This window comes from Haliscomenobacter sp., from assembly GCF_041740695.1.
Lineage (GTDB): Bacteria > Bacteroidota > Bacteroidia > Chitinophagales > Saprospiraceae > Haliscomenobacter.
Window position 1 is genome coordinate 1 of record NZ_JBGSLK010000037.1, and the last position, 25,283, is coordinate 25,283.

Annotated in this window: 19 protein-coding genes; 16 read left to right on the plus strand and 3 right to left on the minus strand. The window is 47.2% G+C overall.

All coding sequences use genetic code 11. The annotated features are described in order from the left end of the window. The first annotated feature begins 149 nt into the window (after positions 1-149). The 4 genes from ACEW9O_RS07720 (at position 150) to ACEW9O_RS07735 (ending at position 2,895) form a co-directional block, all read left to right on the plus strand. The gene (locus ACEW9O_RS07720; RefSeq protein WP_373549567.1) at positions 150-314 is read left to right on the plus strand and encodes a hypothetical protein; all 165 of its coding nucleotides are present in this window, start codon (positions 150-152) and stop codon (positions 312-314) included. Between the two features lie 2 nt (positions 315-316). Further along, a complete protein-coding gene (locus ACEW9O_RS07725; RefSeq protein WP_373549568.1) occupies positions 317-850 on the plus strand; it encodes a hypothetical protein in 534 nt (177 codons plus the stop codon). A gap of 58 nt (positions 851-908) precedes the next feature. Beyond that, positions 909-1,730, plus strand: coding sequence for an FISUMP domain-containing protein (locus ACEW9O_RS07730; protein ID WP_373549569.1), 822 nt, complete (start codon positions 909-911; stop codon positions 1,728-1,730). A gap of 70 nt (positions 1,731-1,800) precedes the next feature. Beyond that, positions 1,801-2,895, plus strand: coding sequence for a Gfo/Idh/MocA family protein (locus tag ACEW9O_RS07735; protein WP_373549570.1), 1,095 nt, complete (start codon positions 1,801-1,803; stop codon positions 2,893-2,895). 12 nt (positions 2,896-2,907) lie between these two features. Here the strand turns inward: ACEW9O_RS07735 and ACEW9O_RS07740 are convergent, their stop codons facing one another. After that, positions 2,908-3,525 carry a CvpA family protein gene (locus ACEW9O_RS07740; RefSeq protein ID WP_373549571.1) on the minus strand — a complete coding sequence of 206 codons (618 nt, stop codon included), beginning with the start codon at positions 3,523-3,525 and terminating at the stop codon, positions 2,908-2,910. Between the two features lie 239 nt (positions 3,526-3,764). On the opposite strand from ACEW9O_RS07740, the gene ACEW9O_RS07745 reads away from it, so the two are divergent. The 11 genes from ACEW9O_RS07745 to ACEW9O_RS07795 all read left to right on the plus strand — a co-directional run bounded on the left by ACEW9O_RS07745 (position 3,765) and on the right by ACEW9O_RS07795 (position 17,944). Next, a complete protein-coding gene (locus ACEW9O_RS07745) occupies positions 3,765-4,241 on the plus strand; it encodes a hypothetical protein (RefSeq protein ID WP_373549572.1) in 477 nt (158 codons plus the stop codon). 157 nt (positions 4,242-4,398) lie between these two features. Further along, positions 4,399-5,244, plus strand: coding sequence for a ThuA domain-containing protein (locus tag ACEW9O_RS07750; RefSeq protein WP_373549573.1), 846 nt, complete (start codon positions 4,399-4,401; stop codon positions 5,242-5,244). Between the two features lie 98 nt (positions 5,245-5,342). Beyond that, positions 5,343-8,453, plus strand: coding sequence for a PVC-type heme-binding CxxCH protein (locus ACEW9O_RS07755; protein WP_373549624.1), 3,111 nt, complete (start codon positions 5,343-5,345; stop codon positions 8,451-8,453). 196 nt (positions 8,454-8,649) lie between these two features. Beyond that, positions 8,650-9,534 (plus strand): sugar phosphate isomerase/epimerase family protein, encoded by an 885-nt coding sequence (locus tag ACEW9O_RS07760; protein WP_373549574.1) that lies wholly within the window; start codon positions 8,650-8,652, stop codon positions 9,532-9,534. Further along, the gene (locus tag ACEW9O_RS07765; RefSeq protein ID WP_373549575.1) at positions 9,531-10,697 is read left to right on the plus strand and encodes a mandelate racemase/muconate lactonizing enzyme family protein; all 1,167 of its coding nucleotides are present in this window, start codon (positions 9,531-9,533) and stop codon (positions 10,695-10,697) included. Before ACEW9O_RS07760 ends, ACEW9O_RS07765 begins: the two co-directional genes overlap by 4 nt. Positions 10,698-10,701: 4 nt before the next feature. Then, positions 10,702-11,187: a VOC family protein gene (locus ACEW9O_RS07770; protein ID WP_373549576.1), complete on the plus strand. Its 486-nt coding sequence runs from the start codon at positions 10,702-10,704 to the stop codon at positions 11,185-11,187. 145 nt (positions 11,188-11,332) lie between these two features. Next, complete coding sequence (locus ACEW9O_RS07775; RefSeq protein WP_373549577.1) at positions 11,333-12,277, plus strand: 2-hydroxyacid dehydrogenase; 945 nt, start codon at positions 11,333-11,335, stop codon at positions 12,275-12,277. Positions 12,278-12,287: 10 nt separating this feature from the next. Then, positions 12,288-14,930 (plus strand): c-type cytochrome, encoded by a 2,643-nt coding sequence (locus ACEW9O_RS07780; protein WP_373549578.1) that lies wholly within the window; start codon positions 12,288-12,290, stop codon positions 14,928-14,930. A 106-nt stretch (positions 14,931-15,036) separates the two neighbouring features. Continuing rightward, positions 15,037-16,140, plus strand: coding sequence for a histidinol-phosphate transaminase (locus ACEW9O_RS07785; protein WP_373549579.1), 1,104 nt, complete (start codon positions 15,037-15,039; stop codon positions 16,138-16,140). Between the two features lie 202 nt (positions 16,141-16,342). Further along, positions 16,343-16,783, plus strand: coding sequence for a DUF1801 domain-containing protein (locus ACEW9O_RS07790; protein ID WP_373549580.1), 441 nt, complete (start codon positions 16,343-16,345; stop codon positions 16,781-16,783). A 195-nt stretch (positions 16,784-16,978) separates the two neighbouring features. Then, positions 16,979-17,944 (plus strand): D-2-hydroxyacid dehydrogenase, encoded by a 966-nt coding sequence (locus tag ACEW9O_RS07795; protein ID WP_373549581.1) that lies wholly within the window; start codon positions 16,979-16,981, stop codon positions 17,942-17,944. A 94-nt stretch (positions 17,945-18,038) separates the two neighbouring features. Here the strand turns inward: ACEW9O_RS07795 and ACEW9O_RS07800 are convergent, their stop codons facing one another. Beyond that, positions 18,039-20,732, minus strand: a complete 2,694-nt coding sequence (locus ACEW9O_RS07800; RefSeq protein ID WP_373549582.1) for a S8 family serine peptidase — start codon at positions 20,730-20,732, stop codon at positions 18,039-18,041. A gap of 187 nt (positions 20,733-20,919) precedes the next feature. Here ACEW9O_RS07800 and ACEW9O_RS07805 point away from each other — a divergent pair, with 187 nt between their 5' ends. Beyond that, positions 20,920-21,714 (plus strand): NIPSNAP family protein, encoded by a 795-nt coding sequence (locus tag ACEW9O_RS07805; RefSeq protein WP_373549583.1) that lies wholly within the window; start codon positions 20,920-20,922, stop codon positions 21,712-21,714. 131 nt (positions 21,715-21,845) lie between these two features. On the opposite strand, the gene ACEW9O_RS07810 is transcribed toward ACEW9O_RS07805, so the two are convergent. Beyond that, the gene (locus tag ACEW9O_RS07810) at positions 21,846-24,917 is read right to left on the minus strand and encodes a hypothetical protein (RefSeq protein ID WP_373549584.1); all 3,072 of its coding nucleotides are present in this window, start codon (positions 24,915-24,917) and stop codon (positions 21,846-21,848) included. Positions 24,918-25,283 lie beyond the last annotated feature (366 nt).

Sequence of the window (25,283 nt, forward strand, 5' to 3'; positions counted from 1 at the left end):
CGAGAGGACGATTTCTTGGCTCATGTGGTCAAGAAGGCTCTCCCTTGATTACGAAGCCGACACCAGAACTAGTGAGACTTTTGTTTTGATTGCTAACATTCATCTCATATTGAGAAAAACGTAATTTTTTACAGGCTCTAAAAGACATCATGGGTAGCAATATTTCCAAGGCTTTGGGAACTCAAATTGCAGAGGGAAGCCTTTCTGAAGAAGATGGAGTAAACGGAGAAATGGAACGGCTGGGACATTTCTCTCATCATTCTTCTAGTTCAGCCTCTTATGTTGAAAAGTTCACCATCATACAAAAAATGTGATCATGGAGCAGGTTCAAAGTGTTGAAATATCAAAGTTGGGTTTTGTTCCCCAAAAATTAGGAGACTTACTTGAACACGAAGGTCCATTGTTGAGCCTGTACGTTGATCGCGATAACCCAGAGAATTATTTTCTGTACAAATGGGTGGACAGTAATGAAGAATGCAATCGTTGGGCAATCTTACCTTGCACAAGTAAAGATTTACTAGCGTTTTTTGAAGGTGAAAAGCCTTTAAGGGAACTGTTTTTGAATAAACCCTTTTGCTTCGTTATCGATTTGGATGAGCATTTGCAAATTCAGTCTATCCAGATTATTGCAACGGAAGCCTTACCGGAAGAATTTTTGCCTAGCGAAAAATCATTTTTCAAAGCAGAAGCTTTTTCAGTTTTTGCAACTTCATACCATAATATTCTCAAGCAAAAAGCTAATGATCCAATGGGGAATGTTTTGAAAGAATTGTCAGAATTAAAAGCCTCTCAAGCTGAAACGACAAGAGCTTTGTACGATTTGATAAAACAAAGAGAGGTAACTCATTGAATTACTCTACTCTCAAATCTTCAAGCGACTTTATCTTGTAATTACGTTAGCCATTTTAATGAAAAAAGAAGACTTTCAAGAAATAAAAAAACTAATTGCAAGTGGAAAGGAAAACTTAGCAATCGAGCATCTATTAAGAAAAAGTGCTAGAACAAAAATAGAAAACGATGTGATCCGCCTTTCAAATCGCTATCAAAAATTGAATAAAGAGTTTTTGAATGGACTAATTACTAAGGAAAGCAGGGATGTAGAACTAAATACGATAAACAGTGCCATATTAAACATTGAAGGAAGGCTTTGGAGTACTAAAAAAAGATCTAAGTCTGGCCGTTTCGCTTTGCTTCTTTTGGTGGTTTTTTTAATTGTTTTCCTGATCTCCAAATCTTTATTTGATGATTCTGATTTGCTAGACTTTAGAGATGGAAAGCGCTATAAGACTACGATAATCAATGACCTTGAATGGCTATCAGAAAACATTAGTTTTAAGATTAATGATGATTCTTGGTGCTACAACAACATGTGCAAAACCTCAAACAGATATGGCAGATTGTACAATTTCGAAGGAGCTTTGTATGCGTGTACTGGCTTAGGTGAAGGTTGGCGCCTACCTACAAAACAAGAGTTAGTTTCACTAAAATCATACCTTGAGAAAGAGCAAAACTCAATGAATTTTGACAATTTTTTAGGGGGAGAAATGGGCTTGGATGGTACATTTTTATACTTGAAGGAAAATGGTATTTTATGGTCTAGCACCCGAAGTAAAGGTGATTACATCTGGGCGATGTACTTACATGGTGATTCCAAGCTCATAGAAATTATTGATCATGGAGCAAAAACTTACGGCTATTCATGCCGATGTGTCAAAAATATAAAGAACTAAGCTATTTTAATGATGAAATCTGTCCCTTTATACTTTTCCAAATTCACTCATACCACCAAAAATCACCCACATGCAACGTCGCAAATTCATCGCTCAAAGCACCCTCGCCACCGCCTCCTTACTCGCACCCGCCAGCCTTGGCTGTTGGCCACACCCCGAAAAAAAACTGGGCGTAGCCCTGGTCGGGCTCGGCAACTACGCCACCCGCCAACTGGCACCCGCCCTCCAACAAACCCAACATTGCCGTCTCGCAGGCATCGTCACGGGCACCCCCAGCAAGGCCGAAAGCTGGAAAGCCCAATACCAGATTCCCGATAAGAATAGTTACAACTACGACAACTTTGACGAAATCCGCAACAACCCCGATATCGATATCGTGTATGTCGTTTTACCCAACTCGATGCACGCCGAGTTCAGCATCCGGGCGGCCAAGGCGGGCAAACACGTCATTTGTGAAAAACCCATGGCACTCAATGTCAAGGAATGTGAACAAATGATTGCCGCTTGTCGGGCTGCCAAAGTGCAGCTGGGCGTCGGCTACCGCTTGTATTACGACCCCTATCACCTGGAAATCCGCCGCCTGGGCACACAAAAAGTACACGGAGCCGTAAAAACCATCGAAAGTAGCCTGGGCTTTTCGATGGCCGACCCCAAAGTATGGCGACTCAACAAAGCCCTCGGTGGAGGTGGCGCCATCATGGACTTGGGCGTCTACTGCATCCAAGGCGCGCGGCGGACAGCAGGGGAGTTGCCCACTGCGGTTACAGCGCAAGGCTTTGTGCGTGACGAAAAGGTGTTCAAAGATATTTATGAAATGGTGATGTTCCAGATGGAATTCCCTGGCGGCGCGGTCTCCAACTCGACCACGACGTATTCTTCCTACGTCGATCGATTGCACGTCACCTCCGGTTACCAGTGGTATGGGCTGCAACCTTCCTACAATGCAACAGGTGCAAGTGGTGAAACTTTTGAAACTAAACTGAATTTTCAGACCCCGGAATTTCAACAAATCGCCCAGTTGGACGCTTTTGCCCAGGATGTACTCAATAACCGTACCCCAGAAGCGTCTGGACAGGAAGGTTTGATTGATTTAAAAATTATTGAAGCCGTTGTTAAGGCTGCAAATACGGGGAAAAGAGTGGTGTTGGATTGGAAGGGGTTTTAGGTGTTTCCGGGATTAATTATTATTGTACGGACTCTCATCCACAGCACCACTATCTTCCTGATCTTCGAGGTCGTAAACATCCTCCGTCTCCGTTTTTTGCGTCAAGTTCTGGATGTCATCCATTACATCCACGGAGTAATCCCAAAAGTCGAGCAGGACGGGTTGAGCTTCTTTCAAAAGCCCCCACACCGTTTTGGGGTAATCTTTCAAATAAGGATAGGTTCGAGATTCGGCCACTGCGTCATTGGTTGTGGCAGAGGAAATCAGCACAAACCACAACAAACTGCTATAAATCAGCACCGAAAAGGCCGCGGATACTACTCCCCCGATGATTTGGTTGATAAAGTTGATGTTGATGGTTTGTAGTACCCCTTCGAGCCCTCGCCCCACGGTACGCAATAAAAACATCGTGAGAAACAAGGTGAGTAAAAACCCAGCCAAAAACATCAGCGGGTTTTGGTAACCCGTAACGTCCTGCAGGAAATTGGTCATCATGGGCGAGAAGCGCAAAGAAGCCATGATCCCTAAGAGGATGGAAACGTATTTGAACACCGTCTCAATGATCCCCCGGGAATAGCCGAACCAAAATCCAGCCGCAGCAACGATCAAAAAAATTACGTCGATGATCATATTTTTTGCTTTCCTTTTGCTTTCAATAGTTTAGAACTTGTACCTTGCTAAGGTGTTGAATAGTTTAATCAACTTCCTTTAGATACAAATGTGCAGTAAAAAGTCACAAGATGGAAATTTTTTCCGACGCAAGCCGTTGATTATCGGATGTATCTCATTAGCTCCTTCTGCGTCATAATCACTACAAGCCGATTAAATTTAAGCAGGGTATCCTTTAATTTCATCATAAATCCTTGAACATGCGTTTAATTCCAATAACTATTTTATTTGCACTGGCTTTGGCCTGTGCACCAGCCTTTATTTTTGGCCAAAGCCAACAACTACCGGTTGTTTTCCTTTTGGGCCAGGATGAAGCTGCTTACGAAAAATTGAGTGTTGACCATCCACGAAATCTTTTGGTGATTTCGGGCAACGATACGGGTAAAGCTTTGAACAATTGGCTGGAATTCATCAAATCCATCCAGGAACACGCCGAAACGGTTAAGTTTGACATCAACGGGTTGAAAGTTTTTTTGCACGTGTTTTGGAATGAAGATGGTACCATCCGGCACATCGGTTATTTCGTAAAACCAGACTCCCGGAATTTTAAACCAGAAGAATTGCGCGCCTTCTTTGGCACTTTTACGCGGTCGTACAAGCCTAAATTCACCAGTGATAAAAAATTCTCACATTATACTTCAGCTACTTTCCCCACGCTGATCGAGCGGAAACAGTAAGCTTACATAAGTAGTAACGAAAGAAAAGTGACGTGTGATAGGTAAATCGCACGTCACTTTTTTTTTGTGTGTAGTAGAATCCACATTTTATTTGATGGTTTTTCTATTTTGTAAGCGCTTAAAAAATTGTCCTGGTCCAATCTCAAAAAACCACCGCATGAAAAAGGGGCTTCTCTGCTTATTGTTACTGCTTACGGCTTTTTATTCCTTTACTCAAAAAAAGCCACTCGTCGTATTTGTTACTGGCGATCATGAATACGGTGGCGAACAGACCCTGCCCTTGATCGCCGCTGAGTTGGAGAAAAATTATGGAATCCAAACCAAAGTATTAAAGGCTTATCCCAATCAAAACGCTGAAAAAAACATTCCCGGACTGGAAAGCCTGAAAGAGGCCGACCTGGCCATATTCTATCTGCGTTGGCGGCAGTTGCCTCCTGAACAATTGGCCTTAATCGAAGACTACCTCAAGTCGGCCAAGCCCTTGATGGGATTTCGCACCACTACGCATGCCTTCAATTTCCCCAAAGACGACCCCTCCGTACGTTGGAATGCCTTTGGCGAATTTGCCCTCAATGCGCCTCCGGGCTGGGGTGGTAAAGCCGGGCACACTCACTACGGGCACGAGAGTACCACTGAAGTTTCGGTCATTGAGGCGGCTAAAAAACATCCTATTTTACGCGGTGTTGCGCCCAATTTCAGGGTAAGTTCCTGGTTGTATCGTCTTTTGCCTGATTATCCCACGAAGGGTTCCGAGTGGTTGTTGATGGGCAAATCCATCAATCCTGACAAAGCAGCGATTGACAATCCAGTAGCCTGGGTTGGGACCAACTCGTACGGGGCAAAAATCTTTACCACTACCCTCGGGCACCCCGAAGATTTTCAAGTTGAATCCGTTCAACGTTTGATCATCAATGCCATCCACTGGGAACTAGGTAAAAAAGTGCCTAAAAAATGGAAGGGAAAAATTGACATCAATGTGCCTTACCGAGGGATTGTGAAATGATCTAAATGCTCAACTAGTTGCATTTTTCACCATTATAAACAACTCAACAGATGCTCTTCAAGCGCAAGTCTTTCTATTCTGTTTTTGTGCTCGTTTTTATGCTATTTAGCGTTTTACAGTTCCAACAACCAGTCAAACTTGAGCTCAAACAAGATGCACATATCGCCCTGATTGGAGGCAACCTGGGTTCCAGAATGATGCACTACGGCCATTTTGAAACTGAAATGCATATCCGTTATCCTGAAAAATCGCTGTTCATCCGCAACATGTGTGATCCTGGCGAGACGCCCGGATTCAGGCCCCACGCTTCCCGTTTTTCACCCTGGGCTTTTCCGGGTGCGGAAAAATTCCAAACCGAGTATGCCAACAACTCCGACAGTGAGGGGCATTTCGATAGCCCGGATCAATGGTTGACCAAACTCAATACCGATATCATCATTGCTTTTTTCGGCTACAGTGAGTCCTTTCAAGGCGAGGCAGGTCTGGAAAGCTACAAGCAGGAACTGGACGCGTTTATCAAACATACGCTTAGTCAAAAATACAATGGCAGCTCCGCGCCTCAATTGGCCCTGGTTTCCCCCACTGCCTTTGAAGATTTAACCAGCATTCACGACTTGCCGAATGGTGAAAAAGAGAACAAAAACCTCTTGCTTTACACCAACGCCATGAAGGCAGTGGCCCAACAAAACAAAGTCCAATTTGTGGATGCCTTTACCCCATCTAAACAATGGTACGAAACCACCGCCGAACCCTTGACCATCGATGGCGCACAACTCAATGAAGCCGGGTATAAAAAACTAGCCAAACTGCTGAGCGATGAAGTTTTTGGCAATGCCCCCACCAAAGCCGAATCGAATCGCAACCTGATCCGTGAAATGGTGATGGAAAAAAACTGGATGTGGCACAACGACTACAAAATCCCCAACGGCGTACACGTGTATGGCCGTAGATATGACCCCTTTGGCCCCGATAACTACCCCGCTGAAATCGAAAAAATCCGCCAAATGACGGCGATTCGCGATAAGGCAATTTGGCTGGCTGCACAAAAAGGAGAAAAAACCGATCTGGCCACTACGGATAAAACCACCCGCAGTTTGCCCGAAATCAAAACCAATTTTAACCCCGAAAAAAATGGCAGCCTGAAGTACCTCTACGGCAAAGATGCAATGGAGAAACTCAAAGTGCCGAATGGGTACAAAATTGAACTTTTTGCCTCCGAGGCAGAGTTTGCCGACCTGGCCAATCCGGTACAAATGTCTTTCGACAACAAAGGTCGGCTTTGGGTAGCCACGATGCCCAGCTACCCCCATTACAAACCGGGCGATGCCAAACCCAACGACAAACTGATCATCCTGGAAGACACCAACAACGATGGTAAGGCGGACAAACAAACGACTTTTGTGGAGGGTTTGCACTTGCCCTTAGGATTTGAATTTGCGCCAGAGGGCGTGTATGTTTCTCAGGGCATCAACCTAAAATTATTCACCGATACCAACGGTGATGACAAAGCCGATAAGGTCGAAATCATCCTCAGTGGCTTTGATGACCACGATACCCATCACAACAGTAGCGCATTTTGTGCGGATCCATCCGGTGCCATTTATACGGGCGAAGGGGTGTTTTTACATACCAGTGTTGAAACCGCTTACGGTACGGTCCGAGCTACCAATGGTGGTTTTTACCGCTACAGTCCACAATTGCACAAACTGGATCGGATTGCTCAATTGGCCATTCCCAATCCCTGGGGCATCGCTTTCGACAATTGGGGACAGCCTTTTTTTGCCGAAACCTCCAGCCCTGATGTGCGCTGGATGACACCTGGCACGGTATTGCCGCGTTATGGTGAGGCAACCCACAAAGGGGTACAACTCATCGAAAAAGACCACATGGTGCGCCCCACCTCGGGTCTGGAATTTGTGTCCAGCCGCCATTTTCCGGATGAAGTCCAAGGCGATATGCTGATCAACAATACGATAGGCTTTTTGGGCACCAAACAGCACCAGATCTGGGATGATGGAACGGGCTACAAAACCAAACACCGTCAGGATTTGCTGGTAGGTGAAGACCGCAATTTTCGCCCTGTCGACATGGAATTTGCACCCGATGGTTCTCTTTACATCATAGATTGGCACAACATCCTGATCGGCCACATGCAGCACAATGCCCGCGATCCGCTGCGCGACCATGTACATGGCCGGATTTATCGGATTACCTATCCCTCTCGACCACTGGTTACACCCGCAAAAATCGATGGTGCCAGCATTGAAACCTTGTTGGGGAACCTGAAACTGCCCGAATACCGTACCCGTTACCGCACCCGCCGGGAACTGAGAGGAAGAAACGCAACGGAAGTTTTATCCAAAATGGACAAGTGGCTGGCGGCGCTAGATAAAAATGATCCCCAATACGAACACCATCAGTTGGAAGGCCTTTGGGTAAGTTGGGGTTTGGATAAAGTGAATCAATCCTTGTTGAAACAACTCATGAAAGCCAAAGACTACCGAGTGCGGGCTGCGGCCATTGAGGTCTTGCGCTTTACGGGCCATCAGGTCAAAGACCAGGCGGAATTGCTGATGCAAGCCGCTCGGGATGAAAACAGTCGAGTGCGCTTGGGGGCTATCGTTGCAGCCTCCCGGATTAGTGCGGAAAAAGGTTTGCCCATTTTGGAAGAGGCCAAAAAGAAGCCGCTCGACGATTGGATGGTACATGCCCATGAGACCGCCGTGGCACACCTGAGTGGCCGGGCCGTAAAAAAGGTCAAAGAAGTATACAGCACGACCAACCTCAAAGGCAAGGACTTCGAGGCGTTCAACCAGGGTAAAGCCCTCTATTCCAAGGAAGGTTTTTGCATCACCTGCCACCAAGCGGATGGCAAGGGCCTGCCGGGTTCTGGATTTCCACCACTGTCTGGCACCGAATGGGTGACGGGCTCGGAAGATCGACTCATCAAAATCATCCTCAAAGGGATGATGGGGCCGATTGTAGTGGATGGAAAAAATTACGAAGGGATGGTTCCAATGACGCCCTTTGAAGGCATGCTCAACGACCAGGAACTGGCCGCCGTAGCCACCTACGTCCGCAATTCTTTTGGCAACCAGGCCTCGGTCATTTTGCCAGAAAAAGTAAAGGAAGTTCGGGCCAAACTCCTAGGAAAAAAAGCTTTTATTCAGAGCAAAAAACTGTTGAAAGAACATCCCCTGGGGCGATAAAAAAATAAGTGTTCATTTTGCCAAAGGATTAGATAAGTAAACGGTTCATTTCAAGTGTCTTAACTAATCCTTTGGCCTAACAAAAATGAACACTTGTTTTTGCCCCACTACCTTGGCGAGCAAATGCTGGCAAATAGGTGCCTGGTTATTGTTAATGGCACTTAATACTTTTGACAAACACCAAAATCAGATAAGCATGAAACTGGCGATACACAACTGGATGCGCGCCGAAACAATCGAAAAAACGATTGAACGAATTGCAGCCCTAGGCTACCACAAACTTGAAATTCAAGGCACCCCCGAGGCCTACGACACCAAATATGTTGGCAAACTACTACAGGATCACGGCCTCACTTGTTGGGGTTCCGTAACCCTGATGCTGGAAGAACGCAACCTCCTGGCCAAAAACAAAGCCCAAAGAGCCAGCTCGGTCCAGTACGTCAAAGACGTGGTGACGATGGTCAAAGAACTCAATGGCACCATGGTTTCGGTAGTGCCTGCCACCGTGGGCAAAATCATTCCCGATGGCCGCCCAGAGGAAGAATGGCAATGGGCCATCGAAGGCATGCAGGAGATTTACGCCTATTCTGAGAGCATCGGCATTTTATTGGGCATTGAACCGATCAACCGTTTTGAGACCTATTTCATCAACCGTGGTGATCAGGCCTTGGCCCTGGCCAAAGCAGTCGGTCCCAATTGTGGGGTTTGCCTCGATACCTTCCACATGAACATCGAAGAAGACGACATGTTTGAAGCCATTCGCCGCGCCAAAGGTCGTTTGGTCGGGTTCCATGTTGCCGACAACAATCGGATGGCACCCGGCATGGGCAAGCTGGATTGGAAAAAAATCATCGCCACGCTCCATGAAATTGGCTACAATGAGGTCTTGTCGGTAGAGTTTTGTTCGCCCTTAGATCGTACTCCTGCCAACCCACATCCCAATTCCATCGAAACCAACCCAGAAGGACTCAGTCCTGAACAAAAGAAATTCCTGGAAGACCACGGTAGCTCGGCGGTAACCGAAGAGTTTTACACCATGTTGACCCGGAAATCCATAGAAACACTTAGTGCACTGATATGAAAATCACCAATGTAGAAGCCTTTTGGCTGCGTTGTCCCATTCCCAAAGAAAAACAGCATCGCTCCGATTACGGCCTGCTGACCGATTTTGACATGACCCTGGTGGTGATAACAACCGACAACGGGCTACAAGGTTTTGGCGAAGCCAAAGCTGCCGTAGGCTCATCGGGAGTCTGCGCATCCATTGTAACTTGTGTAGAAAAGGAGCTAAAACCCTTGTTGGTCGGGAAGGATGCCCGCCACATTTCGCGCATCTGGGAGCACATTTACAACGGCACTCGTGATCATTACGCCTTATCCAGGGGGCGCAAGTTTCCCATTTTAGGCCGTCGGGGCCTGACCATCTCGGCGATGAGCGGAGTGGATACTGCGCTGTGGGATCTCAAAGGTAAAGCACTGGGCGTACCCGTCGTGGAACTTTTGGGTGGTGCCTGCCGCGATACCATGGAAGCCTACGCCAGCGGCGGCTGGGCAGGTGCGGATAAAATTGGCGAACAGCTCAACAGCTACATCGAAAAAGGATTCAAGGGCGTAAAAATGCGGGTGGGCATCATGGACGACACGGTTGGCGAAAGTGTCAAGCGGGTGCGCGCAGCCCGGGAAGCCATCGGCGACCACATCAAACTCATGGCGGATGCCCACGGTACCTTTAGTGTGCCGGAAGCCAAACAGTTTTGTCGCGGGGTCGAAGACTGCAACCTCTACTGGTTTGAGGAACCCATCAGCCCCGATAATCGACACGGTACCGCTGAAGTAAGATCTTCTACCGCCATACCCATTGCCGCAGGCGAAAGTGAATACACCGCATTTGATGTGCGCGATTTGATCGAAGTACGGGCCCTGGATGTTGTCCAGCCTGACTCCGCCATCATCGGCGGCATCACCGAGTCGATGCGGGTCGCGCAATTGGCGCATACGTATCAGTTGGAGTTGGCACCGCATTGTTGGGGCTCGGCTTTTTCTTTTATGGCGGGGGTAAATGTGGCCTTTGCGTCCCCGGCAGCGGTGGTGATCGAGTTTTCATTGGGGGGAAATCCGATGATGTACGATTTGGTAAAAGAAAAAATCACAGTTGAGGATGGGATGCTTTCCGCACCTACAGCGCCGGGCTTAGGACTGACCCCCAACTGGGATTTTGTACATGAGTTCAAGCAAAAAATCTAGTGTTATGGCAAAAGCAATCGGCATCAATCACGTGGCACTTGTGGTGAGCAACCTGGAAGCTGCCTGCGAATTTTATGAAAAAGAACTGGGTATGGAAATTATCCCAGCCTTCTTATTCGACTACCCCACCGCCTTTTTCAAAATCAACGAAACCCAGCAGCTCCACCTGACTGAGTGGGACGACACTTACTCTTTCCGCGGGCATGTTTGCATGCAGGTGGACGACATCAATGCCATCTTTTGGCGGATGAAAGAGTTAGGGGTAATTGATACTTCACCCTGGGGGAAGGTTCGGCAATTGCCTGATGGCCCAATTCAAATGTTCGTGCGGGATCCTTCGGGGAATCTGCTGGAGTTGTCCTGCAAGCCTGGTTCTGAAATTGATCCGGCTATTTTTGAAGATGAGTTGTTTCAGGCGGGGATATACGTTTCCGGGCGCAATGATTTCCGGGGGTATAAGTCTAAGGACGCGACTTTGTACCACAACTAATTTTACTTTTACTTAGGTGTGTCTTAAGTGTCTAAGGTTTCTTAGGTGGTGAAAGATATTTTTTTCTTTTTCACCACCTAAGAAACCTTAGACACCTAAGACACACCTAAGCTGCAAGATAGCCTAGCCATAAGCACACCGAAGCATGAAAAATATCCTACTGCTCGAAACCATTGCCGAAGAAGCCAATCAACTGCTCAGCGAAGCAGAAGACGTTGTGGTACATACCGCTTTTGCCGGACTGCCTTCTGCCGAAGTGTTATCCAAAATTGATGCCGTTATTACCCGCGGCCTGGGTCAGGTCAACCAACAATTGATGGATGCCTGCCCTCATCTTATAGTTGCCGCCCGCTGTGGCGTAGGCCTCGACAACGTGGATGTAGCCGAAGCGAGCAAGCGAAAAATCAAGGTAGTCAATGCCCCCGGCTCCAATGCTGCCACCGTAGCCGAACACGCTATTGCTCTGATGCTGATGCTGCAACGCAATCTTTTTCAGGCCCTCAACGATGTCAAAAGTGGCAATTGGGCCGCACGCAGCACCTTTAAAAGTGACGAAGTAGGAGAAAAAATGCTGGGCATTCTGGGTTTGGGGAACATTGGATTAAAAGTGGCGAAAATAGCCGAAGCCTTGGGTATGCGGGTTATTTATTGGTCAAAGTCACCTAAGGATGTTCCTTATCAATATGTCCCAAAAGGCGAATTGTTGGCCACTGCCGACCTCATTTCCATCCATGTGCCCTTGACTGCGGAAACCACTAACCTAATCAACGCCGAAGCTTTGAGCCAGGTAAAACCCTCCTGTATCATCGTCAATACTGCCCGCGGTCAGATTGTGGATAAAGCAGCGCTGGTTGAAGCCCTCAATAGCGGAAAACTGGCCGGGTATGGTGCGGATGTACCCACTTCTCCTGCCCCCACTGCCAGTGATGAACTGATCGCCCACCCCAAAGCACTCATTACCGCACACATCAGTAGCCTGACCGCCACAACCTATAAAAACATGTGTGTGAGTACGGTGAATAATGTACTGGCCATTTTGCGTGGACAGGAACCACAAGCGGGTTGTATTTTTAATTCAAAAGACCTTTAATTTATCAATAATGAAACGATTAGCTAGAATGCCTTGGTACCTTTGGTTGCCGATTGTGCTGTTGAGCACAGGTTCTTTACAATTCTTCCGGTATCCCCTTCCGGCTAATCCCCCCAAAACCGATAACCTGAAACTGCCTCCCGGTTTTGTAGCTGAACACCTGTACAGCCCATCTGAAAGTAAGGAAGGCTCCTGGGTATCGATGTGTTTTGATGACAAAGGGCGCATGTTGGCTTCTGACCAATATGGGGGTATTTACCGATTGGAAATTCCTGCGATTGGTGCCAAAGACCTGACCCCTAAAATCGAAAAAATAAAACTGGAGAACGACTCCCTCAATTTTGGGGCAGCTCACGGTTTGTTGTACGCCTTCAACAGCTTGTACGTGATGGTCAACAACCGCTCCAATAAAAACCTGCCCAAAGGATCCGGCTTTTACCGCTTGCAAGATACGGATGGCGACGATCAGTTTGATAAGCTGACCCTAATTAAAAATCTGGTCGGTGAAGGTGAGCACGGCCCTCACAGCATCAAACTTTCCCCCGATAAAAAATCGCTGTACGTGATTTGTGGCAATTATACCGATTTGCCCACCATGGATGCCTACAAATTGCCTCAGACTTGGAAGTACGACAACCTTTTTACCGAAATCAAAGACCCGCGTGGGCACGCCAACGACCGCAAGGAACCCGGAGGCTGGGTGGCCAATGTCAACCCAGAGGGCACCAAATGGGAATTGGTTTCAGCGGGCTACCGCAATCCTTTTGATATGGCCTTCAATGATGTCGGCGACCTTTTTGTGTACGACGCCGATATGGAATGGGATTTTGGCCTGCCCTGGTACCGGCCTACCCGGATTTGTCATGCCACCAGTGGTTCCGAATTTGGCTGGCGAACGGGCGACGGCAAGTGGTCGGCTAGTTTTCCCGACAATTTACCGCCCGTCATCAACATTGGTCAGGGCTCGCCCACCAATTTACTCTATGCCAAAGAAGCAAAATTCCCTGCCAAATACAAACAAACCCTGCTGGCTTTTGACTGGAGTTTTGGGATCATTCATGCCATCCACCTCAAGCCCAGCGGATCAACCTACACGGCCACCCGGGAGGAGTTTTTATCAGGAGTGCCCTTACCATTGACGGATGGGGCCATCGGCCCGGATGGCGCTTTGTATTTTTTGACCGGAGGCCGCAGGCTTGAATCGGATTTGTACCGGGTGTATTACAATGGCACAGAAGCTACCGCCAGCTCAGAAACCACGCCATTGACCGAAGAAAATAAGCTGCGCCGGAAACTGGAAGCTTTTCATACTCCTGGAAATACAGCAGCGATAACTGACGCGTGGCCCCACTTGGGGAACCCCGATCGGGCCATTCGTTATGCCGCCCGAATTGCACTGGAGCACCAGCCAGTAGGGGACTGGAAAGCCAAAGCCTTGGCGGAAACAAACCCCGTTGCCTTGACGAATGCCATGATCGGTCTTATCCGCAACGGAACGGAAAATGACAAGGCTCCCATTCTGAATGCCCTATCCAGGATCAATTACCTTAAAAGCTCCCCTACTCAGCAATTGGATGTGTTGCGGGCCTATGAATTGGTTTTTGCCCGGTTTGGCATGCCTGAAGCAGCCCAAAAAGCCAAAATTGTAGCCTTGCTGGATGCCCAATACCCTAGTAATTCAGCCGAACACAATAAAGCCTATTGCAAGTTGCTCGTTTTTTTGGAAGCACCATCAGTTTTGCCCAAAACCTTGGCCTTGATGGCAAAAAAAGAGCAGTACAATCCAAACGAAGGACTCGCCACCAGTTCCGAAGACTTGATCCTGCGAAACCCGCAGTACGGCCTGGACATCGCCAAAATGTTGGAGAAAATGCCTGCACCTCAACAAACTTACCTGGCCATGATGTTGGCCAAAGCCAAAGTGGGTTGGACGCCGGAGCTGCGGGAGCAGTATTTTGCCTGGTACAAACAAGCCTTTGCACTCAAAGGTGGCAATAGCTACGTCGGATTTATTGATAAAGCCAGGAAAATAGCCTTGGAGAATGTTCCATCCAACAAAAGAGAGTATTACGACCAAGTTTCGGGTGGGGAACTGCTGACCAAGTCTGGTAATGATATAGCCCAGGAGGATTACCCCAAAGGCCCCGGGAAAAACTATAAAGTAAAGGACATGGATACCATTTTTACGGCTGAGTTGAGTGGAAGAGACTTCAAAAGGGGAAAGGCGATGTATGTGGCTACCACTTGTTCGCGCTGCCATGCAATCAAAGGTGAAGGAGGCAACATTGGCCCTGATCTCACCCAAATTGGTACGAGATTCAGCACCAAAGACATCCTGGAGGCCATCCTTGACCCCAGTAAAACGATCTCTGACCAATACGCTGCTACCCAGTTTCAGTTAAAAAATGGGAAAAGCCTGGTCGGCAAAATCGCCAATCAAGACAGTAAGTATTATTACATCTCTCAAAATCCTTACGCCCCCGATTTTTTGGCCAAAGTCAACAAGAAGGACGTGCTGACTAAAAATTATTCGACGATCTCGTCAATGCTTCCCGGGTTGGTCAACCCCTTGAATGTGGAGGAGTTGAAGGATTTGGTGGCGTACTTGAAGGCGGGGGGAGATGAAGAGCATGAGGTTTTTAAGGGGAAGTAGAGTGCTCAGTGAGAGAAACCTGTATGGTATCAGTCGATGGTGTAATTTTCATCACCCTACTACAACCAATCAGGATAATTCTGCAAGCACTACTTAAAAAAGCATCATGCACATCGACCGAAGAAATTGGCTAAAACAGCTTGGCATAGGTGTATCCGGTATTGGCCTGGCCAATTTTGAAACTTTAGTAACCCCCACAGCGGATTTTTTTGAATCGGTTGTGGGGGATTCTCCCATCAACTTAAACTCCAACGAAAACCCTTATGGGCCTTCACCCTTAGCCAGGGCAGCAATGGCCAAAAGCATCAATAGCAGCAATCGCTACAATTGGCAGTTGACTTCTGATTTAGTGGAGGTCCTGGCCAAAAAAAATAAAGTCAGCGCTAAGAACATTTTGATAGGGGCTGGTTCTACTGAAATCATTGATTTGGTGGTTCGGCTCTCCGCTTCTACCAAAGGTAATCTGGTCACGGCCAATCCAAGCTATGACAATTGGATCCCCACCGCAAAAAAGCTGGGATTACAAGCCATCAAAGTTCCCTTAAATGCCAATAAGGAACTGAATCTGGAGGCCATGTTGCAAGCAATCAACTCCGACACCCGCCTGGTGTATGTCTGTAATCCCAACAACCCTACCGGAACCATTTGTGAGTACAATAAGCTGCTCAATTTTATCCATGAAGCGAGCAAAAAAGCCATAGTGCTGGTTGATGAAGCCTATCTTGACTTTAGCAAGGAGCAATCTTTAGGCCCGCTTGTGGTGGGGAATAAAAACCTCATTGTAGCCAAAACCTTTTCAAAATTGTATGGCCTGGCTGGTGCAAGGATTGGTTATGCGATTGGAGAGGCGACAACGCTGGAACAACTCGGCGGATTGCAATCCTGGGTGAGTGGAAGCATCAGTGTAGTATCAGCGGCAGCTGCCTTGGCATCTTTGACTGACGAAAAATTTATGGCTGAGACCTCGGCTTTAAACGAACAAGTGAAAAAATACACCATCGAACAATTGAAGCAACTCAATTTGGCTTGTATTCCCACTCATGCCAATTTTGTTTATTTCTCCTTGGAGAATTACAAACAAGATTATTTTCAAAAACTGAGCAGCAACAAGATCATTGGCACCAGGATTTATGAGGAAGCGGGCCAGTGGACTCGGATTACGATTGGGACGAGGGAGGAAATGGAAAGGTTTATTGGGGGGATGGGGTAGGGATCAGATTTTTTTAAAAGCAGCTTGCTTTTTCAATTCCCCAGACAGTGTCTACGGAATCATAGTCTCCTGGTTTTCAATTTAGAGGAACCGCGTAGCGCACAAGACTTCATCGTATAGCTATCCAACTAAATTATAGGTTTTTCATCACCCCGTAGAAACAAGTAAACCTAATTTTTTCATCGCCTGACACTAGTCCACAATGACCCATCCAAGACCCATCCACCCAGATTTTCAATCCCTACTTGATTTTAAGGAGCAAAACCTGATCGCGCTCTTTAACGATTTAAGGGCCTACATTTTGGCTTTGTATCCAGACAGCAATGAGCTGATATACCATACTCACGCCCTAACGGCGGTATTTTCCATCTCGGACAAGCTATCCGACGCATTTTGTATGATCCCGATTTACACGAACCACTTAAACCTGGGCTTCAACAAAGGCACATTGTTAAAAGACCCTCATGGCCTCCTCACCGGAACAGGAAACTTAATCAGGCATATTGATGTAAAAAAAACGAGTGACTATCGCAATCCACAAGTAACGGAACTGATCAAAGCAGCCATAGACTTTGCCATCCAAGACATGGACAAGCCCACAAAATCAATCGGCAAGACCATCTCAAAAATTAAGGGGAAATAAAATAGACTACTGGCTATAAAATTTACAAGGTCAAAATTTGATTTAATTTAGGTTTTTACCCGAAAGTAAACTTAACAGCCTCAATTTATTGACCCACCAACTTTCCCCCCTTAATCACCACGCTTTCAAAAAAAATCCTTTTCTTTGCGGAGAATTTCAAAATTAGGGTGAAATTTTTTGAAAAATCCTATCAGAATGATCAAGATCCTTGCCAATGATGGCATCAGCCCAGACGGTCAAACACTACTTGAAGAAGCGGGTTATGAAGTAGACACTACCCGGATTCCACAGGCGGACCTACCTGGCGTTATCGGCCAGTACGATGTACTGATCGTACGCAGTGCAACCAAAGTCACCAAGGAAGTAATCGATGCGGGGACCAACCTCAAAATCGTTGCTCGTGGTGGTGTTGGCTTGGACAATATTGATACAGATTATGCCCGCTCCAAGGGCATCACCGTGTTCAATACACCAGCAGCCTCCTCACAAGCAGTTGCTGAATTGGCGTTTGCACACATGTTCAGTCTGGCGCGTTTCCTGCATGGGTCCAATCGGGCCATGCCAGTAACAGGCGGCACTGAGTATGACAAACTCAAGAAAAAATTCTCCGACGGCATTCAGTTGCGCGGCCGTACCCTGGGCATCATTGGCTTTGGCCGAATTGGACAGGAAGTAGCGCGCATCGGGATTGGACTGGGGATGAATGTACTGGCTGCCGATCTCATGATCGACGAAGCCCGCATCGACATCAAACCTTACAATAGCGAGTACATCACGATGGCCGTAACCGTGCCTACCGTGGAAATGGAAGAACTCCTGGCGAAGTCTCACTTCATCACCCTACACGTTCCTTTCAGTGGCGGTACCCCCATCATCGGTAAGGCACAGTTTGACAAAATGAAAAAAGGGGTTTGTTTGATCAACACCTCTCGTGGTGGTACTGTAGATGAAGAAGCATTACTGGAAGCAATGGCTAGCGGCAAAGTAGCTGGTGCAGGTTTGGACGTATTTGATTTCGAACCTACTCCACGTCCGGAAATCCTGACGCATCCCAATATTTCGCTCACTCCACACATCGGTGCTTCTACGCTGGAAGCTCAGGCCAACATTGGTCTGGAATTGGCCGATCGGATTTTGGCTTTCTTCGGCGACGATAAGTAACGAAGTATACCCAATTCGAGCGAATTGAAAGGCCCCATTAGCTGCAACATTGCTAATGGGGCCTTTACTATTATGGCTTTTACCATTGAAAAATTTACTCCACCTTCAGCACTTTCCCCCAAGCTTCTTCATTGCCATTGTGCAAGCGAACCAGGTAGAGCCCTTTCGGCCAATCATGAGCCGTGATGGTTTCTTGCAGTACCGTATTGCCAGGTATGGCTAAAGTACGGGCATGGACTATTTGGCCCTGGGCGTTCCATACTTCCAACTGAGCTTTGGGTGCGCTGGTAGGCAACTTGAGGCTCACCACAAATTCATCACCAAATGGATTGGGGAAAATATGCAGTTGGCTCGCCGGACTTACCGTTTTGATCGAAGTAGAAATGAGGTCAATGTTGACGCAATAATCTTCTATTTCGCCATAATAATTGCTGCTTCCTGAAAAACAGGTGCTGGGTTCAGTGTTGTACCGCAGTGCTACCCGCATCCGAGTTGGCCCGGAAGGAGTACCCGCAGGAATGTTGATGATGCCACTAAACACAGTATCTTTTTTTGCACCCGAATTGTAAAGGGCTTCATTGTTCCCAAATTGCCCATCCTGATTGAGGTCAATCCAGGCTACGACAAACTCGTTGAACAATGTCCCCTTGTAACCCATGGTCAATTTGAAATTGTAGCTTTGACCCGAACGCAAATCAAGTCCTTTTAGCCCAGTATAATCCCCATAACCGTCGCGGGTACTCAGGTTTTTGAAGTTGCCTACTTGTACCCCGGTAATCCATTCCTGATCAGCTTGATCAATCAGGATCGTTTCGTTACAATAGTCTTTATCCAGGCAAGCACCACAGTTACGGGTCTTGAAGGTGTAACTTTTGCTAAATACGGAGGAGGTACCATCCAGGCATTCCGAACGAATTTGGAATTCATACTCGGTGCAAGCCGTCAAGTTCCGCAAATTGGCTGAGGTGAAAGGTGGACTCAAAGAAGACCAAGCCGTGGCACCCACTATCCGATAGCGGAAGGTATACGAACTTGCAGCGGTTACCGGCTGCCAACGGATAATCACGCTGGAGATGATGCCCGTAGGTATTGTCACCTGAGAGGGAGGCTCGCAACAACCGTCGGTGCGGAAACTGAAGAGCTGATCATAATCAACAGTGGTACTGCGGCAATACGTTTTGAGCTGAAACTCGTATTCCGTGCAGGCTTTTAAATCGGTAAAATTATAGGGAGGAAGCGCTCGTTCGATTGTTGTCCAGGTCGTGGTGCCCTTGACTCGGAAACGTAAATCAACCCTTTGAATACTATCATTACTCGTCCAGCCCAGTCGTGCACTATTGACCGTAATGTTGTTTACGGCTACACTAACCAAAGAAGGGCAGGAACCACATTCTTTGGCCAATGCCAATAAACTGTTGTACACCTGGAGGTGGCCTCCGGTACTGGTTGTATTTTTTAAATTAAAATGGGGTTTGACATTTTCCAGGATCAAACGCCTGATCCATAAAGCCGCAGCTTTGGGGTCTCGCCTGGCCAAAGATGCCAAAGTAGGACAGGGTGCAGCATACAACAAACCTACCGCTCCTGCTACTTGTGGGGCCGCAAAAGAAGTGCCCGAGATCGTTACAAACCCATTATTCTTAGCTGTAGTAATGGCTTGTTCCCCGAAAGCGGCCAAATCAACCGTGACTTTTCCGTAGCCATGGGGAGTAGTTCCTGTTCGGCTCATACTTGTCACGTTGATGATATAAGGGCTGCCGCAACTACCGGGCATATCGCCAATAGCATCCACATCGCGGGGGTCATTGTGTGTTGCACAAACATTCATGATACCCTGATACCCTAAACTATCAAAAAAACTACACCAAATGGGGTATTCTATAGGTGTGGCACGTGGAATACCCCAGGAGGCATTGGTGGCTACAACGAAGGCCCCTTTTTTGCCTCCGCTTTGATTGTAGAGCCTTCTCTGAATAAAAGGGTAGTTATATGCCTGGATGATGATGTCTTCTGTGCCGGAATTGTATCCTCCAAAAACACCCATGATTTTCACCTTCCAGTTGACCCCGGTGACTCCATAATTGTTGTTGCCCACTGCACCAATAAACCCTGCAACTTCCGTACCATGCGAAGCATCTTCACTGATGTCGTCATTCTTGCGGCGCACACTCCAGCCACGGTAATCGTCGATGTAGCCGTTTTCATCATCATCGATGTTGTTGTTGGGGATTTCGGCTCGGTTGACCCACAAATTGGCTTTCAAATCGCGGTGGGTCGTATCAATCCCGTCATCAATGACGCACACTACAATGGTATCACCACCAGGAGTGAGCCCACCCTTTGTGATGTCCCAGGCTTGAGGCATTCCCAGATCGAGGCCCAAAAAACCTCCATCCTGCCCGGTATTGGACAGGTACCATTGTTTGGCAAACTCGGGATCGTTGGGCGTTGCTGAACGTAGTTCGATGTAATGATTGAATTGGGCTGCGATGATGGCTGGATCGCGCCGAAGCCGCGCCAGGAGTTCATTTTCATCCTGGGTATTGGGATCAAACCGCAACTTCCAAATGTGCATGGGCTCGGATAGGGGAGCTTCATCCAATACAAAGCCCGATCCAGCGGCGCGTAAACTAGCTTCCTGACTCGCCCAGGCACTCGCCCGTACAGTAGCACGAAGCTGCACCAGGATTTCGCCAGGAACGTGATCATTCTGATTTTGTGCAAAAGCTGGGGTAATAAACCACAAAGAACTCAGGGCAAAACAAAACAAGGCAAAGGTTTGTCTCATGGGTTGAGAATTTTTCACAAAAATATAAACCAGCAGCTAGAAGAACAGAAAATTCGCAACTTGTGTTGGGGAAAGTACACTTAGAAAATAATTACCTTTAGCGCTTTCGCACTACCTTTAGAGCTTGTTTAAGTTTTTAGCACAAACAAAGAGCTTAAACAAACTCTCAAACAAACATCAAACAGCAATGAGCTACATCAAACCAATTCTGCAAGTATTGAGCGCAATCCTAATTGTGCTTTTTTTTAGCAATTCCGTCAGCGATTCCGCTCTGAAGCGGGAGTACTACGAAATCAAAATTTACACGATCAACGGGCCAGAGCAAGAAGCAAAGGTGGATCAGTTTTTACAAAAAGCCTACCTGCCTGCCTTACACCGCGCTGGAATCAGCAAAGTAGGGGTATACAAACCCATAAAAACGGATACCACCTTCGGAAAACGCATTTTTGTCTTCATTCCCTTAAAAAAACTGGATCAGCTTAGTTCCCTGCTTACCGCACTGGACAAAGACGCTGCTTTCCAAAGTGCTGGTGCGGAATACCTGAACGCGCCCTGGGATAAACCCGTTTATGTGCGCATGGAATCCATTGTGATCCAGGCTTTCAAAGACATGCCTTTTCACCAATTACCCAAACTCGGTGGAAACATCACTGACCGGGTCTACGAATTGCGGAGTTACGAAGGCGGTACCGAGAAGTTGTACCAAAAAAAGGTACACATGTTCAACGAAGGCCAGGAGATCAGCATTTTTAGCCGCCTGGGCTTCAATGCAGTATTTTATGGAGAAGTGTTGGCAGGCCGCCGCATGCCGAACTTGATGTACATGACTTCTTTTGACAACATCGATAAGCGCAATGAGCTGTGGAAAGCTTTTGGAGCGGATCCATTTTGGAAAAAAATCTCGGCGTTGCCGGAGTATCAGCACACCGTTTCGAAGTCGAATGTTTATTTGTTGAATCCGGCGGCGTATTCGGAAATTTGAAACAGAGTCAGAACTTAGGTGAATCTAGGTGTCTAAGGTTTCTTAGGTGGTAAAAGAAAAAACCTGCGGAGCAGGGTGCTCTTTCACCACCTAAGAAACCTTAGACACTCAAGGAATCACCGAAGGCATGTTTACCAGCCCGGCATAAAGTTCAACCCAAACGCGCCCTTCGCCCCCTTAAGCAACGGAATCGCGTAATAAGGCTCCAGAATCAAGGCCCCAAACAAGTTGACCCGCAGCGAAGCACCCACCGAAGACAGCGGGCGAATCAGGCTTTTACCATTTGGAGCTTCGAAATTAAACTGATCAAAGCGCGTCCAAATGATCCCGCTGTCGAAGAAGAAGTTTAAGTCAGCCGGAACAATACTGGTAGGAATCAGCGCCAATTTTTTTGGCCCCAGGAGTGGAATCCGTACCTCGGCATTGAACAAGCCCATTTTAGTGCCCACCAGATTGTCAAAGGTGATTAAGCCATCGCGCTCCAGATTTTGGGCCACATTGCCCTGAAAACCACGTATCCACCAAGGAGATCCCAGGAAGAGTGGCGGAAATATATCCGTATTTTCGGAATCACGACCATAGCGGCCCGTATGCATCACCCGCGCTGCAAAAGTAAAGGGCTTTTTACGCAAGTATCCCCGGAAGTCAAGCGTGGGGTTTAAGAACTGAATATCCCCCAAATATTGCCGGAAACCTACCCGGAAGCGGTATCCCTGCAAGGGTGCGGTGAGCCCAAAATTGGACTTGTCTCCTACTATGGCTGCTCCCACACCAGGCAGAGTAAAGCCAGGCAAAGAGCCTACTTTTTCCTGGTCTTGTCCAAGTGGCCGGCCCCGGCCATCAAAGAAAAAAGGATCGTACTGGCTGTACTCCTTAATTCGGCGCAGCGACTGGCTGATGCGAGAAAAATCAAGTTCTGCCTCAGCCCGCAAAGTAGAAGAAAATGGATATTGTACAAAACCAGTGACTCCACTCTGGAATATCCGGTAAACGCTATACTGATCCACTACCACTTGGCCAATGTCCGAATTCTCTAAATAAGTAGAATCGTAGGCGTAATAAGGATAAGGAATGTGCATAATCGAGCCACCCCACTGAAATTTGCCCTTGCGGTTGAGGTAAGTGACCATGCCACCGAAGTCCTGAATTTGACCATTCAGCGCAACGTTGGCCATAATTTGGTTGTTGCCCAAAATGTCACTGAACAAGGCCTGTACCCCACCAGCCAAACCAGCGTTGGTACCAAACAGGTTGTTCCCCACGCCAATGCCACCACCACCAGTGAGGAAGTCGAGTTTGAACTTCGATTTAAAGGGTACTTCCTGCAAAGCCGCCGTTTCACCAGCAATGGCCTGATCGATGGAACCAATTTGTTGGTCAATTATACTTTTTACGGCAGGGTTGAGCCGTGGTAGCTGTGCTGCCGCGTAGGTCACTACTTTCGGATCCACTTTTTTGTCCAAAAAGTCCTTTGAAGTGCCCCGGTAAATGCTGTAACCTCTTTTGTTGTAAAGGGTATACAAAATCCGATCCCGCTTGCGATCCACCGAAATCGCTGGAGAATACTGGGAAATCCCGGTAATGCCTACGGCCAAATCAGTCAATTGGGTTACCTCTTTGGAATCTGGATCATAGCGGTACAAGTTGCGGTATCCATCACGGTTAGACAAAAAGACGATGTTGCCCGCCGTATCCACTTGTGGGTTGAGGTTGTCCGCACCTGGAAATACCTCATCGTAGTGGGTTACAGCATTATTTACCATATCCATCGAAGCCAGATTGAAAGTCAAACGGCCATAAGTCCGCCCATTTTCCCAGGCTTTTTGATCCGTGGAAAAATACAGGGTTTGGCCGTCCTCCGACCAGGTAGGCTGGATTTCTGAATACTTATCGTCCGTCAACTGCTTCAGGGTGCGGGTACGGATGTTGAAAGCATACAAGTCCGTATGGCCTTCTTTCAATCCGGAAACCACGATAGTTTTGCCATCGGGTGACCAACTTGGGTTGGAAAAAGCGGGCAAATCACCGAGGTTAAATTCATCCACTGTTTTGCCCGTGAAAGGACTTTTGATCAGCAATACATTGCGGCCACGTTTGAAACCGATCAAGGCTACGCGTTTGCTATCCGGCGACCAGGCACCAGAGGATTCAAGGAAATCAAAGAAATCCACGTTGCCGCCTCGGGCCGTACTGGCCACGGTTTTCATGATTTGACCGTTCGTAGCATCAGCCAGGAAAATATCGGTAGAAAACAGGTTGCGCTCAGAGGTAAACAGCACATATTTCCCATCGGGGCTGATCGAGGGCGAAATGTTCATTTCTCCGCCATCCTTGTTGTCCAAAATGGGTTTGCCATAAGTGTTTTTCTCCTTGCCCTCAACCATCGGTTTGAACTGCGTCGTGATGGCATCCTGCCAAAGTTTGCTGAAGTCCTTTTTGTTCATGCCCAAAACCCCGGTAATGGCATTGTCTACCCCAAAAATGGCCACCGATTTGAAAAATGGCTCAATGATGCGGTCACTTTTTAATCCGGTCAAAAAAGACCAAAAAGCATGGCCATAGCGGTACGGAAAGTATTTGGGATTGTCCAGTTGATCAATCGTAGGGACATCATCATTGAGTACAGCATCGCGCATCCATAAGGCAGTATGCGGATCCACACTTCCAATCGACATGTATTCGGCCATACCCTCCACGACCCAGAGCGGCAAGTTGCCCAGGCTTTGGATGCTGGTGGAATCGCCATTCAAAATGCGGTTGAACTGGAAGGCGTGCACCAATTCGTGCCCCAATACCTGATAAGTTGCCTGATTGGTAAGGGCGATGGGCATGATGACCCGGTTTTTGAAGGCCTCGGTCACCCCACCTGTACCCACTCCCACACCACCACTGATGGTATTGGTTTGTTGGAAATCGGCATGGTCATTGTAAAAGATCAAGGGGTTTTTGATGGAAAAAGTATCTCCCAGCAAATTCCGGTGGTAGTTGTACCATAGCTCGGCATGATCGGCCAAATCCTTGCGCCGTTCTGCATTTTTGAGGTAATAATAAATCTCAAAATTGGGTGAGCGATACACGTCAAAATTGAAGGACTCATAACTGGGCTTGTTGCGGCCAAAATATTCCTGGGCCTGCAAAGTGGTTGTTCCGGTAAAGGCCAGCAAAAAAGCCGCAAGGGTCCAAAGCTTACTGTGGTGTCTCATACGGTATGTTTTTCTTTGAAACGATCTCATGTTGCTCTCTAGATTGTCTAAATTACAAACTATTAACAATTCGACAGACCACTTTGTAACGCATTGGGCAAGTGGATTTTGGTTAAAAATCTCTTAAACTCAATTTCAAGGTAGTACAAGTGACAAAAAAAGGGGATCAAACGGGTGTTTTGGAAAATCGTAACCTTCTTTTAACTTTACCAAAACCACGAATGTTCATTCTTTCTAAGTAGTGGGGCAAAAATAAGTGTTCATTTTTTTTTAAGCCAAAGGATTAGATAAGACACTTAAAATGAACCGTTTACTTATCTAATCCTTTGGCAAAATGAACCGCTTATTTTTTTGTCGCCCCTAAAA

Coding starts and splice junctions, on each gene's coding strand:
- ACEW9O_RS07780 (WP_373549578.1), top strand. CDS start 12,288: ATGAAACGATTAGCTAGAATGCCTTGGTACCTTTGGTTGCCGATTGTG.
- ACEW9O_RS07750 (WP_373549573.1), top strand. CDS start 4,399: ATGAAAAAGGGGCTTCTCTGCTTATTGTTACTGCTTACGGCTTTTTAT.
- ACEW9O_RS07720 (WP_373549567.1), top strand. CDS start 150: ATGGGTAGCAATATTTCCAAGGCTTTGGGAACTCAAATTGCAGAGGGA.
- ACEW9O_RS07760 (WP_373549574.1), top strand. CDS start 8,650: ATGAAACTGGCGATACACAACTGGATGCGCGCCGAAACAATCGAAAAA.
- ACEW9O_RS07725 (WP_373549568.1), top strand. CDS start 317: ATGGAGCAGGTTCAAAGTGTTGAAATATCAAAGTTGGGTTTTGTTCCC.
- ACEW9O_RS07805 (WP_373549583.1), top strand. CDS start 20,920: ATGAGCTACATCAAACCAATTCTGCAAGTATTGAGCGCAATCCTAATT.
- ACEW9O_RS07785 (WP_373549579.1), top strand. CDS start 15,037: ATGCACATCGACCGAAGAAATTGGCTAAAACAGCTTGGCATAGGTGTA.
- ACEW9O_RS07755 (WP_373549624.1), top strand. CDS start 5,343: ATGCTATTTAGCGTTTTACAGTTCCAACAACCAGTCAAACTTGAGCTC.
- ACEW9O_RS07745 (WP_373549572.1), top strand. CDS start 3,765: ATGCGTTTAATTCCAATAACTATTTTATTTGCACTGGCTTTGGCCTGT.
- ACEW9O_RS07800 (WP_373549582.1), bottom strand. CDS start 20,732: ATGAGACAAACCTTTGCCTTGTTTTGTTTTGCCCTGAGTTCTTTGTGG.
- ACEW9O_RS07790 (WP_373549580.1), top strand. CDS start 16,343: ATGACCCATCCAAGACCCATCCACCCAGATTTTCAATCCCTACTTGAT.
- ACEW9O_RS07730 (WP_373549569.1), top strand. CDS start 909: ATGAAAAAAGAAGACTTTCAAGAAATAAAAAAACTAATTGCAAGTGGA.
- ACEW9O_RS07735 (WP_373549570.1), top strand. CDS start 1,801: ATGCAACGTCGCAAATTCATCGCTCAAAGCACCCTCGCCACCGCCTCC.
- ACEW9O_RS07810 (WP_373549584.1), bottom strand. CDS start 24,917: ATGAGACACCACAGTAAGCTTTGGACCCTTGCGGCTTTTTTGCTGGCC.
- ACEW9O_RS07775 (WP_373549577.1), top strand. CDS start 11,333: ATGAAAAATATCCTACTGCTCGAAACCATTGCCGAAGAAGCCAATCAA.
- ACEW9O_RS07740 (WP_373549571.1), bottom strand. CDS start 3,525: ATGATCATCGACGTAATTTTTTTGATCGTTGCTGCGGCTGGATTTTGG.
- ACEW9O_RS07765 (WP_373549575.1), top strand. CDS start 9,531: ATGAAAATCACCAATGTAGAAGCCTTTTGGCTGCGTTGTCCCATTCCC.
- ACEW9O_RS07795 (WP_373549581.1), top strand. CDS start 16,979: ATGATCAAGATCCTTGCCAATGATGGCATCAGCCCAGACGGTCAAACA.
- ACEW9O_RS07770 (WP_373549576.1), top strand. CDS start 10,702: ATGGCAAAAGCAATCGGCATCAATCACGTGGCACTTGTGGTGAGCAAC.